The 12,385-nt window shown below is 73.0% G+C and carries 7 protein-coding genes and 1 pseudogene; 2 read left to right on the top strand and 6 right to left on the bottom strand.

Going from position 1 to position 12,385, the window contains the following annotated elements; translation table 11 throughout:
• Positions 1 to 91: 91 nt before the first annotated feature.
• Together HFV08_RS09905 and HFV08_RS09900 are read left to right on the top strand one after the other, a co-directional pair.
• Positions 92 to 1,048: a TetR/AcrR family transcriptional regulator C-terminal domain-containing protein gene (locus HFV08_RS09905; RefSeq protein WP_210430123.1), complete on the top strand. Its 957-nt coding sequence runs from the start codon at positions 92 to 94 to the stop codon at positions 1,046 to 1,048.
• Between the two features lie 40 nt (positions 1,049 to 1,088).
• Entirely contained in the window at positions 1,089 to 1,820 is a 732-nt protein-coding gene (locus HFV08_RS09900) for a DUF7873 family protein (RefSeq protein ID WP_040250093.1), read from the top strand.
• A gap of 497 nt (positions 1,821 to 2,317) precedes the next feature.
• On the opposite strand, the gene HFV08_RS09895 is transcribed toward HFV08_RS09900, so the two are convergent.
• From HFV08_RS09895 to eccD, 6 genes and pseudogenes are all read right to left on the bottom strand, one after another.
• On the bottom strand, positions 2,318 to 3,118 hold the full coding sequence (locus HFV08_RS09895) for a siderophore-interacting protein (RefSeq protein WP_168537959.1): 801 nt from the start codon (positions 3,116 to 3,118) through the stop codon (positions 2,318 to 2,320).
• Between the two features lie 238 nt (positions 3,119 to 3,356).
• Positions 3,357 to 3,844: pseudogene (rraA, locus tag HFV08_RS09890) on the bottom strand (ribonuclease E activity regulator RraA).
• 93 nt (positions 3,845 to 3,937) lie between these two features.
• Complete coding sequence (locus HFV08_RS09885; RefSeq protein WP_168537957.1) at positions 3,938 to 5,356, bottom strand: DUF6177 family protein; 1,419 nt, start codon at positions 5,354 to 5,356, stop codon at positions 3,938 to 3,940.
• 55 nt (positions 5,357 to 5,411) lie between these two features.
• The gene (gene eccCa / locus HFV08_RS09880; RefSeq protein WP_168537955.1) at positions 5,412 to 9,383 is read right to left on the bottom strand and encodes a type VII secretion protein EccCa; all 3,972 of its coding nucleotides are present in this window, start codon (positions 9,381 to 9,383) and stop codon (positions 5,412 to 5,414) included.
• Between the two features lie 76 nt (positions 9,384 to 9,459).
• Positions 9,460 to 10,647: a nucleotide-binding protein gene (locus tag HFV08_RS09875; protein ID WP_168537953.1), complete on the bottom strand. Its 1,188-nt coding sequence runs from the start codon at positions 10,645 to 10,647 to the stop codon at positions 9,460 to 9,462.
• Between the two features lie 65 nt (positions 10,648 to 10,712).
• A complete protein-coding gene (gene eccD, locus HFV08_RS09870; RefSeq protein WP_168538490.1) occupies positions 10,713 to 12,053 on the bottom strand; it encodes a type VII secretion integral membrane protein EccD in 1,341 nt (446 codons plus the stop codon).
• Positions 12,054 to 12,385: the final 332 nt, after the last annotated feature.

Genomic DNA, 12,385 nt, shown 5'->3' with positions numbered 1-12,385 from the left:
CCAGGCGCGTAGTGCACTAGTGCTGTGGGTCAAGTGAACTAGTTCAATGTGTCTGGCATCCTGGAGTGCGCCCCAGCCAGCGGAGGAACCCGTGCCGTCAGCGCAGCAGTCCGAACCGCCCTACCGCGTGATCGCCGCGGAGATCCGCTCCCGGATCCTCGGCGGCGATCTCCGCCCCGGTGACCGGGTGCCGTCCATCCGGGCCATCGCGCAGCGGTGGGGGGTCGCGATCGCGACCGCGACCAAGGTGACGGCCGTCCTGCGGGACGAGGGCCTCGTCGAGGCGAGCGTCGGGTCCGGCACGGTGGTCAGCGCGCGGGCCGCCCGGCCGCCGGCGCCGTCGGCGGACCGGAGCGCCACTCCGATCGCGCGGGGGACCGAGACGCCCGACCAGGAGGCGCTGCGGCTGCGCATCCTGCGGACCGCCGTCGAACTCGCCGACACCGACGGGCTCCAGGCCCTGACGATGCGCAGGCTCGCGGCCGAACTCGACCTCGGTCCGATGTCCCTGTACCGGTACGTCGCGGGCAAGGAGGAACTGCTGACGCAGATGGCCGACCTGGTCTTCGGCGATCTCGGTCTGCCCGAGGAGGGGCCGCGGGGGTGGCGCGCCAAGCTCGAACTCGCGGCCCGTCAGCAGTGGCGGCTGTGCCGCCGGCACCTGTGGCTGCCCCACGTCGTGTCGTTCACACGTCCCGCCCTGGTGCCGAACATGATGGCGTACACCGAGTGGACGCTGCGGGCCCTGGACGGCCTCGACCTTCCCATGGACGTCCGGCTCCAGGAGACGCTCACCCTGCACGCGCTCGTCATCACCGTCGCGCTGTCCAAGGCCGACGAGGTCCGGGCCGAGCGGAACAGCGGCATGACGTTGAACCGCTGGTCCGACAGCCAGCGCTCCCGGCGCCGGCAGCTCCTGGAGAGCGGCAGGTACCCGCTCCTGTCGACCTTGTCGGACGACACGCCGCCCGACCTGGACGTCCTGTTCGAGTACGGTCTCGTCCGCCACCTCGACGGGTTCGCGGTCATGATCGGTGGCTGCCAATAACCCTTCGAACAGCGGCAGTTGACCCTGCTACGTTTCCGGCGTGGCGAAACTCAACCAGATCATCGCAGTGGAGAAGGGCGTCAAGTCCAAGTCGCATCAGGACCTGACGGCGGCTCATCACGGGCTGCAGAAGCCCGCCTTGCTCGCAGGCATCTCGCGGACGTACCAGCCGAAGGACGAGGAGGGTGAGCAGTTGCCGCCCGAGTCGACGCGGGTGCAGGTGAAGGCCGAGGATGTGCTGCGGGACACGGCGAGCACATTGAGCAGGCTGTTCGATGTGACCGCCACGAAGGACTGGGCCAACTGTTCGGCGCGTGCCGATGTCACGGTCGAGGGGCGCACCCTGCTCAGCCAGGTGCCCGTCTCGTACCTGCTGTTCCTGGAGAAGCAGCTCACCGACATCAACACCTTCGTACGCAAGCTGCCGGTGCTGGACGCCTCCGAGTCCTGGGTGCAGGACCCGTCGACGGACGCGTGGAAGACCGAGCCGGTGCGCACGGTGCGGACCAAGAAGGTGCCGCGCAACCATGTGAAGGCCGAGGCCACCGAGAAGCACCCGGCGCAGGTCGAGGTGTACTACGAGGACGTGCCCGTCGGGTACTGGACCACGGTGAAGTTCTCCGGGGCGCTGCCCGCCCGCCGGGTCAACGAACTCCTGGACCGGGTCGAGAAGTTGCAGCAGGCGGTGAAGTTCGCCCGCGAGGAGGCGAACGGCGCGGAGGTCACCGACGAGCGGGTGGGTGAGGTCGTCTTCGGCTACCTGTTCGGGTAGCGTCATCAACTCCCCTGCCGCTGCTACGCGGTGGGGGTGCGCGAGGAGCGCAAGCTGAAACTGAAGCTTGTCGTGACACACGCGGTTGTCACTGGAGGTTCGAATCCTCCCCGCGGCACACCTGCCGCGGTGGCCCAAGTCCGGCAGAGGCGGACCGCGATGAATCTCAGACTATTGCTCCAGGCTCAGCATTCGCCGCCGATCGCCGGATCGACCGGGCCGGACCTGGTCGTCGGATGCCGGTTCAAGTCCGGCCCGTGCAGCTCTCTTTCACGCCGGTCGGCGGGTGGTACCCGTCAACCGGCGTCCGGTGCACGGTAGTTCAAAGGCAGAACACGACGACATGATGACTGATCCGCGCTCTCAAGCGTGCCGGCGTGCCAACTGGGCGGCATCTCAGGGCTCGGGGACAGGCTACGTCCCCGGGCCCGCTCCCGCTCCCGGGCCCGGACCCTGCCCTGCGGTACGCGGGCTCAGTCTGGCCGGAAGGAAAGGCCCTAGCCGTCCTGGCTGTGCCCGGCGGTCCAGTACGGGGTGAGCCGGGTGCGGTCCCGGGGGATGGCGTGGCCGCGGACGAAGTGCTCGCGCAGGGCGCCGGTCACGCCGCGTTCGGCGGCGCCCCAGATGCGGCCGGGGCCGGGCGGCAGGGAGAGCGCGGACACCGCCTTGTGCAGCAGGCTGCCCGCCGGGCGGCCGTTGCGGTGCAGCCAGGTGATCTCGGTGCCGGAGCCGGTGTAGAGCGGCAACTGCTCTTCCGCGTCGGCGACTTCGATGACAACGCGGGCCCTGCTGCCGGGCGGCAGCTGCTCCAGGCTCGCCGCGAGGGCGGGCAGCGCGGTCTCGTCGCCGAACAGCAGCCACCAGGGGGTCTCGGGGTCGAGGGGGTTGGCGGGGCTCGGCCCGTACCAGATGCTCTCGTCCCCGGGTTTCGCGCGCGCGGCCCAGCCCGAGGCGAGCTGGTCGCTGCCGTGCAGGACGAAGTCCATGTCGACCTCGCCGAGTTCGGGCCGGTCGGCGCGGATGGTGTAGCGGCGCAGCCGGGGCCGGGCGACGGGCAGCAGTTCGCGTGCGGCCTCAGGGGTGAAGGGCCGCGGCAGGTCCACCCAGGGTTCGTAGAAGTAGAGCGCCACGTGCTGGTCGGTGCCGTTGCTCAGGAAGGCCGACAGATCCTCGGATCCGAAGGTGACGCGGACCATACGCGGGGTCAGCTGCTCGGTGCGCCGCACCCTGGTCACGTACAGCCGGGCGGGCCGACGGCACTGGAAGCGGTCTTCCCGTACTGCGGTCAACGCGCCCATCTCCCGTGCTCCTCACGTCGGTTGGGATCATCGGTACGGCGGATCCGGTCGCATTTCCGCGTCCGCACCGTCCGGAGTCAAATTAGGTAAGGCTTACCATACCTGGCAAGGTGGTGGCGGGGATCGGGCTTTGTCCGAGGGCCCGGTACGCAGGCCTTGCGGCAGGGCGGTTCCGCCCCGCGGGGAACGGGGCGGAACCTGTGCTGAGCAGCGGTCTTCCGGGTGGCGGGGGAGGGGCTCAGTCGGCCGGCAGGAGCACGATCCCGTCGTCGTCCGCGTGCAGGATCCGGCCCGGGCGGAACGTCACCCCGCCGAAGGTCACCGGGGTGTCGACGCTGCCCTCGCCCGCCTTGCCGCTCTTGCGCGGGATGGTTCCGAGCGCCTTGACGCCGAGGTCGAGCCCGCCGAGCGCGGCGCTGTCGCGCACCGCGCCGTACACCACCACCCCGGCCCAGCCGCTCGCGACCGCCGACCCGGCGATCACGTCCCGACGAGGGCGCTGCGCAGCGAGCCCCGCCCGTCGACGACGAGCACCGCGCCCTCGCCCGGGGTGCGCAGCAACTCCCGCAGCAGCGCGTTGTCCTCGTGGCAGGCGACCGTGCGCACCGGCCCGGCGAAGGACCGGCGCCCGCCGAACTGCCGGAACTGCACCTCGGGGACCTCCAGCCGGGTTCCGTACTCGTCCACCAGATCAGCCGTCGCAACAGGACGTACACGTACAGACATCGCTCTTTCGACTCCTCGGGTTGTCCGGGCCGGGTTCCACCGTAGAACGGGGCGGGGAGACCGGGCCGGGACGCACGGGTCCGCGCCGGGTGGTCACGCGCCCTTGAGGTGCCGTACGAGGCGTTCGTACTCCTGCCAGCCGGAGAGGTCCGAGGGGTCGCCCGGCAGCGGATAGTAGAGGGCGGGGCGGGTCCTCGGGCCGAGGGGGAACGGCGGTTCGGGCAGCGGGGTGCGCCGGGCCCGGTCGCCCGGTACCCCGCGGACCTCCTCCGCGCCGAGCACGAACGCCAGCGGCACCCCCGGTCCCTCGAAGCAGGGCGGTACCAGCAGATCGCGCCGGGCCTTGCGCAGCTGCACCAGCATCGACTGCAGACGGTGGCGGGTGGCCAGGGTGCCGGCCGCGCGCCGCAGCGCGTCCAGGGGTGGCTCCTCACCGGGCCCGTAGCCGAAGGCCAGGGTGACGTCCTCCTCCACGCCCGCCGTCGTGCGGCTGATCTGAAGTGTGGCGAGCCCCGGCCGCCCGGTTCCGCCCACGGCCACCGCCCAGGTGGGTTCCGGAGACCGGTCGTGGGCGACATCCGTCAACTGCCGCGGCGACCAGGGCAGGCTGACCGGCTCCGCGGTGCTCCAGCCGGCGGGCGGGGCCCCGGTGAGTTCACGCCAGAGGGCCTCCAGTGCGCCGCCGAGCACCAGCCGGTCGTCGGCGGGGTGCACGGTCCGGAAGGAGACGGCCAGCTGCCGTTCGCCGGTGTCCGTGACCCGGCCGAAGGCCGGTGCCACCGCGGGCTCCGCGTCCCCGCCCGGCCCCCCGGCTTCCGGCACGGGCGCGAACATGCCGTCCTGCCAGCTCAGCACGGATCCGGAGAGCCCGTCGTAGTAGCCCGACTCCTCGTCCTGGACGACCCAGCGGTTGGGCCAGCCGCCCAGCACGGTGCGGACGGCGAGGGAGAGCCGGGCGGACGCGGGGGTGACGATCTGGAGGGCCAGACCGGCCAGTGCGGTGGCCCGCAGCGCGTCCGAGAGCCAGGCCGTCATGGCGATCACCGGGCGGTCCTGGATGATGACCGCGGCCTTCTCGGTGAGGACGTCCACGGCGGGCTGCGCGGCCGCGGGCGGCGGCGCCACCTGGACGCCCTCGGACTCCACCACCGCCAGCGAACGGGCCGCCTCCGGGGGCCAGGTGGTGCCCGCGGACAGCGAGGCCAGCCGGGCCGCGAAGCCCCCGGCGATACGTTCCGCCTCCTCGACCCCGGTGGTCGCCCGTGCCTCGGTCCACCAGTACGGCAGCGGCGGCGCCTCGGCCCCGAGGAGGCGCTCCGCCTCCCCGGGCACCTGCACCAGGAAGGGCGCCTCGACGGAGACCAGCGGGCGGCCCCGCTCGTCGCAGAGCTGCACCACGGCGTCCTCGCCGGCGGTGCCGAGGAACCTGTCGGGGCCCCCGGCGAAGAGGCTCGCGAGGACGCCCAGGGGCTCCGGCATGCTGGCGCTGAGGGTGATGACGTCCTTGGTCACGGTCGCTTGCCCTTCGGTCTGCGGTCGTCGTCCTGCTGCGGGCGTGCCGCGCGGTTCAGGCGGTGTGCACGGTCTGGACCAGGCGGTTCGGCCGGCCGCGCTGGATCAGGACGCCCCGCCCCGGCGGCTGGGGGGAGGCGTAGACGCCGGGGAAGAGCTGGCCCTCGCCGCGGTCCCCGGACATCAGCAGCGCCGAGGCGCCCGACTCGCGCAGGCCGAGCACCAGCGGCTCGTACATCCCGCGGGAGGCGCCCGCGACCCGGCGGGTCAGGACGAAGTGCAGGCCGATGTCGGCTGCCGAGGGGATGTACGGCAGGAAAGGCGCCAAGGGGGCCTGGCCCGCGGTGGTCAGGACGTCGTAGTCGTCGACCAGGGCCACGATGCGGGGGCCGCCGCCCCAACTGCCCGGCTCCAAGGCCTCGTTGTCGGCCGACTCGTCCGGCAGCCGCTTCTCCAGCTGGCCCGCCACCCCTGTCGCGAGAGCCGCGCAGAGCTTGGCGTTGTAGGCGTAGCCGCCGCGGAACTCCTCCGGGATCGCCCCGCGCAGGCCCCGCCGCGGGTCCATGACGGCGAAGACCAGTTCCTCCTCGCCGTACCGCTCGATCAGGCCCTGGGCGACGGCCTTGAGCAGATTGGTCTTGCCGCACTCGCTGTCGCCGAGGATCAGCAGATGCTGGTCGTGGGCGAACAGGTCGAGCAGCGCGGGGCGCAGCGCCGACTGGTCGAGTCCGATCGGCACCCGCCGCGGCTCCTCGGCGGGCCCCGGGAGTTCGTGCGGGGCGAGGACGCGCGGCAACACCCGTACCGGCTGGGCGAGTTCGCCGGTCCAGGTGGCGCGTACGGTGCGTACCGTGCGTTCGAGGGCGGCGCCCAGCTCCGTCGTCTCGGGGAGGGCGTCGGTGCGCGGCAGCGCCGTCTGCGCGAAGAGCTTGGCGTCGGTCAGGACCCGGCCGGGCTCGTCCGCGGACAAGGTCTCGGCGAGCTTGCGGTCGATGCTGGACTCGCTCGGGTCGTTGAGCCGCAGTTCGGCGCGGGTGCCGAAGCTGGACTGGGCGGCGATCCGGACGTCGTTCCAGCGGAGCATGCCGGCCACCACATGGATGCCGTAGCCGCTGCCGCGCTTGAGGATGTCGCCGACCGCGTCGTCCAGTTCCTCGAAGTCGTCGCGCAGCGCGCCGAACCCGTCGATCACCAGGATGATCTCGGCGGAGGCCAGTTCGGGCAGCTGCCCCGCCGCGTGCCGGGTCCGCAGCTGCTCCACCGAGTCGATGCCGTGCCGGCGGAAGAGCTCCTCGCGCTCGGCCAGCATCGTGCGGACCTCCTCGACCGTGCGGGCCGCGCGCTCCCGGTCGGCCCGCCCGGCCACCCCGCCGACATGCGGCAGCCCGGCCAGCGCCTGCAGCCCGCCGCCGACCAGGTCCAGTCCGTAGACACCGACCTCCTGCGGGGTGTGGGTCAGCGCCGTCGACAGGACCAGGGTGCGCAGCAGGCTGGTCTTGCCGGACTGCGGTCCGCCGATCACGGCGGCATGTCCGCCCGCCACGGTCAGGTCGAGGAACCACTGGCCCTGCCACTGCTTCGCGGGATCGTCCAGGAGGCCAAGGGGCACCTGCAAGGGGCCGCGCCGGGCGGCCAGTTGCATGCCCCGGGCGCCGACCGCCACCGGCCCCGCGGCCCGGTCCAGGGCGATCGCCTCCGGCAGCGGCGGCAGCCAGATCCTGCGCACCGGCTCGGCCGCGCCCTCCAACTGGTCCACGACGACAGTGAGTTCGGTGGGACCGGTCTCCCGGCGTCGCATCGCGAGCTCCTGCTCGCCCGAACTCTCCGGCTCGGCAAGGGTGTTGAAGGCCTCGTACGGCAGGGCCAGTGGACCGCTGTCCTCCTCCGCGTCCTGCACCACAGGACCCCGGTAGGCGCCGGAGACGTAACTCGCCTTGAAGCGCGCGTAGTGGCTGGTGTCCACCTTCAGATAGCCGAAGCCCGGCAGCGGCGGCAGGTGGAAGGCGTCGGTGGTCTCCAGGACGGTGCGGGACTCGTCGGCGGAGAAGGTGCGCAGCCCCAGCCGGTACGAGAGGTAGGTGTCAAGGCCCCGCAGCTTGCCGCTCTCGATGCGCTGGCTGGACAGCAGCAGATGGACGCCGATGGAGCGGCCGATACGGCCGATCGACAGGAAGAGGTCGATGAAGTCCGGTTTGGCGGTGAGCAGTTCACCGAACTCGTCGATCACCACGAACAGGTGCGGCAGCGGGTCGAGTTCGGGCCGTTTCTCCGCGCGCAGGGCCGCGTAGTGGCCGATGTCCGCGATGTTTCCCGCGTCCTTCAGCACCTGCTGGCGGCGCTTGACCTCACCGGCCAGTGAAGAGTGCACGCGCTCGACGAGCCCCGCCTGGTTCTCCAGGTTGGTGATCACGCCCGCCACATGCGGCAGACCGGTGAAGGGCGCGAAGGTCGCACCGCCCTTGTAGTCGACGAGCACCATGGCCAGGTCCTCCGGCGGATGCGTGGCCACCAGGGCGAGCACCAGGGTGCGCAGCAGTTCCGACTTCCCGGAACCGGTCGCGCCGACGCACAGTCCGTGCGGCCCCATGCCCAGCTCGGAGGACTCCTTCAGATCGAGGAGGACCGGCTCGTGCGTGTCGTCGATGCCGATCGGCACCCGCAGAAAGGCCCGTTCCCCGCGCGGTGCCCACAGCCGTGCCGGATCGAGCCGGGCGACATCCTCGATGCCGAGCAGCCCGGCGAAGCCGACCGGGCCCGACAGCGGCGCGTCGACCAGCGACTCCGCGGACAGCCGGAGCGGCGCGAGCATCCGGGCCAGGCCCTCGGCGAAGGGGACACCGACCTCGTCCACGGTGCCGTGGGCGCTCACCGGCTGCTCTTCCCGCAGGTCCTCGATGTGCACCCGGCCGTCCTCGACGGTGATGCGGACGCTGACCTGCCCCGGTTCCCGCACCTGCTTGTCGAGCAGGTGCAGCACGGTGATCCCCATCTCGCGCAGGCCGACCGCCTCGTCGGGGCGCGGCAGTTCGACGGCGTCCTCGCCGTGCCCGTCGCAGACGACGAGCAGCCGGGAGTTCATCGCCAGCGCGTCCTTGCCGGACAGCCCCCGCCGGACCTCCGCCGCGTAGGAGGCACGCCGGCGCAGCTCCGCGCCCATCCCCCGGGCGAGCTGCGGCGCGGAGGGGGCGATCCGGCGGGCGGCCACCGGCCCGTCGAAGCGCTCCGCGTCGAGCAGATGGGGCAGCCACTTGGCCCACTCCCAGTCGGCAAGGCGCTCCCCGGGCACGGCGAGCGCCATGGCCACGTCGTCGGGGGCATGGGTGGCCGCGGCCTGGACCAGCAGGGCGCGGGCCAGGCGCAGGCAGTCCGCCCGGGGGCCGATGACGCTGACGTCGCCGACCCGGTCCAGGGGCACGGTGAGCGGCAGCTCCGTCCCCGTACGGAAGCGGGACATCAGCGCGGAGGCCTCGTTCAGCATGAAGCGGTCGGGCGGGGTCAGCGCCGAGGAGCCCTGCTGGGCGAGCTGGAGATCGCGGACCGGCATCTCGCCGGTGCCGGTGCGCACGCGCAGGAAGTCCGGGTCGGTACGGCGACGTTCCCACAGCCGCGCCGGGTCGCGCACCAGGTCGTACAGCGCGTCCGGCGGCGGGCTGAGGATGTCGGCCAGTTCCCGGCGGGCGCGCTCCTCGCCGGACAACTCCTCGCGCAGCTCCTCCAGATAGGCGAGGTAGGCCTCGCGCTGGTTGCGGCGGGTGCGCTGGGCCTTGCCCCGCTGGGAGAAGACCAGCCCCACGGAGCCGATGACCGTGACGACCAGGATGATCGCGCCGAGCGCCGCGAACTGGCTGTTGCGGATCACCGTCATCATCACGACCGAGGACATCACCCCGGCCACCGGCAGCAGCGACATCGCGATATTGCCCGCCTTCCCCTCGGGGAGATTGGGCGGGGCCTCGACGGTGCGTGCCTCGGGGGCGGCCGCCGGCCGGGCGGTCCGGGCCGGGCGGTGGATCAGGCGGGTGCTCATCGGTGTCCGTCGCTCATGGTCGTCCGTCGCTCGTCGTCGGGTGCGGCCGGGCGGTGCGGGCGGCCCGGCCGCTGCGTCAGCGGCGCTGCTGCGCGCGGTGGAAGGCCTCCGCGGCCAGGCGGGCGGCGGCCCGGCTCGCCGCGTGCGAGAGCAGCTCCGTACGGATCGCGCCTCCCGACGCCAGGTGCCGGTCGTAGGGCAGCACCTGGACACCGGCCCCGGTCGCGGCGAGCGCCCGGGACGCCTTGCCGAGGTCGAGGCCCCCGTGCGGGGTGAGTTCGGTGAGGACGACCACGGTGCCCGCGATGATGCGCGGGGGCAGCCCCTGCATCCACCGCAGCACCGCGTGCGTACTGGTGACGCCTTCCAGGGTGGCGGGCGCCGTCAGGATCCGGGCCTGCGCCGCGGAGAGGGCGACCCGGGCCACTTCGGCGGGCAGGGTCTCGCAGTCCACGACCGTCACCCCGAAGTACCGGCGCAGCGAGACCATGACCCGCTCGTACGCCCTGATGTCCAGGGTCGCGCCGATCTGCCCTTGGCTCCCCGGCAACAGCCAGGCATTCTGCGGCAGTTGGACCAGATAACCGGTGACGTCGAGCAGCGACATCTGCGGTTCGACCAGCCGGGCGAGGTCGCCGGTGGTCCAGCGCAGCGTCTTGGCGCCGAGCCGCAGCGGCAGCGAACCGAGCGCGGGATCGGCCTCGACCAGCAGCACCGGGTCCTGGCGGTAGTGCGCGAAGGCGGTGCCGAGCAGCGCGGCGACCGTCGACTTGCCGGCGCCGCCGCGGATCGAGGTCACCGCGATCTGGCGGCCGGTCGTCACCGGCTGCTGGAGCACCTCGGCGGTGGCGGCGGCCTCGGCGACCTCCCGCGCCGCCGAGGAGGAGACGGTACGGCGCAGCAGCCGCACGGCACGCGCCACGGGCGGCTCCCCGCGCCGTGCTCCGCGCCCGGCCGCGGCGAGGTCCTGGTCCAGGACAGGGCGGGAGTCGGGGGTACGGACGGGGTGAGCCGGAGCGCTCGCGGGAGGCCCCGGACGGGCCTGCGGAACCGGCGCGGCGGGCGCGGCCGGAGGCGGGTGGTGCGGGGGAGGAGTCCGCTGCTGCGGGGCGCTCTGCTGCGCGCGGGCACCCTGATGGACGGTCTGCTCCGGCGCCCCGGACGGTTGCTGCCCGGCGCTTCGCGCACCCACCGCGGCGGGCGCGTCCGCGGTGCCCCGCAGGTCGCGCAGCACCTCGCCCTGCCAGTTGTCTCCGTTCGGCATGCCGGTCCTTCTCTCCTCTTCGCCTCTCCCGATGCCCCACCCGGAGCCGTGTGCGCTGCGGTGACTCAGAACTTGTCGAGCAGCTGCCCGTAGATGCCGAACACCCCGATGGCGAGCGGGAAGAGCGCCACCACCCCGACGGACTCGACCAGGTCGGCCGTCCGCCGCAGCCGCACCCGCACGTGCTCGGGCGGCTGCACCGCCAGCACCAGGAGCGGCAGTACGGCGGCCGCGCACAGCACGGTCAGCGGAGCGGCACCGCCCGCGTGCCGCGTCCACACCACCACCAGCCGCACCAGGAGCACGGCGGCCGCGGCGAAGAGCGCCACCACCTCGGCGACCAGGGGGAAGGCCCGCGCCCGGGAGAGCAGGACCAGGGCGGCCACCGAGGAGAGGGTGACCGTCCACGCGGTCGGCTCCTCGGACACGGTGAGCAGCCAGCCGCCCGCGGCCGCCGAGACGGCGGTGGCCAGGGTGGCCAGCGCGAGGCCCCGGTGCGTCGCCGCGAGGGCGTTGCCGACCTGGTGGCGGCTGACCGAGGCACCACCGGAGCGGCGGTCGTCGAGCGCGGTCAGCCCGGAGGCCATCAGCGCGAGCCGGGGCAGCACTCCGAGGGCGATCAGCGAGAACACGGCCATCACGGCACCGAGCCGGGCCGGTTCGTCCTGCACCCCGGCCGCCGCCTCCCATACCGCGAGGAGCCCGGCGGTCGCCGCGGACCCGACGAGTCCGCCCCGGCCGAGCGGAGTGCAGAGGCCGAGGACCGCGAGCGTGAGGACGAACGCCCCCGCCACCGCGGCCAGTCGGGCCGCGGGTGCCCAGTCGAAGGCGTCGGCGGCGGTCCACGCCGTGAGCACACCGAGGCCTCCGGCGACGAGCAGCAGGGCCGTCGCCAGGCCCCGGTTGCGCTCGCCGATCCGGGAGACCAGCGCGCCGCCCGCAAGGAGTACGAGGCTGACCGCCGCGAGGACACCGGCGAGGGAGCTGAGCGCGAACTCACGCCGGGCGAGCAGGGCGGCGGTCATCGCGAAGGCGATCGTGGCGAGACCGGCGCTGGTCCGCCGCGCCGCGGGCCGCCAGCGCCAGGCCCGCAGGTCGAGGTCGTCGGCCACCAGCTCGGTGACGTCGTGCACCACCGGGGCGGGCGGCGCGGAGTGGGCCCTGACGAGCCTCAGCACGGCGCCGTCGGGGACGTCCGCCGAGGCCAGGGTGCTGTCGTGCGGGAGGGCGGAACCGTCCGCCGTGATCAACTGCCGTGTCATCGGCCGGGAGGCGGCCCGATCGTCCAGCAACTGCAATATGTCCGGCAGCAGTTGCCCGATCGGGGTGTCGGAAGGAAGAACGATGTCCGCCCGGCGCCGCTCGCCGACGAGAGTCACCCGGCTGAGCTGTGCCCCGGCCGTCATTGCTGTGCTCACCACGTGCGGGAACCTATCGTCGCGCCGCTGAGGACTTGGGCCAGTGACGTGCCCATGCTACTCGTGCCCGTTCCTTCACTCTGCGTCAGGGTGCCTGGCCGACCGGTGCCGACAGCTCGGCTGTCCGTCCGGAACACTGCCTGTGCTGACAGCTCGGCCGTCCGTCCGGAACGCTGGGTCGCCCACCGGGTGTCCGCCCCCGTTATCTTTTTCGCGGTCCTGCAAGAGGGCCGCTGGCCTCCGGGCCCGGTATGACTGTGTCCCCCTGTCGACGGGATGACCTGGGGGGTGGTGTCACCGGGTCCGAAGGGTGCCGTCGG

Source organism: Streptomyces physcomitrii, from assembly GCF_012273655.1.
GTDB lineage: Bacteria > Actinomycetota > Actinomycetes > Streptomycetales > Streptomycetaceae > Streptomyces > Streptomyces physcomitrii.
The sequence above is the reverse complement of the archived record's forward strand: the minus strand, read 5'-3'. Positions and strand labels throughout refer to the sequence as shown.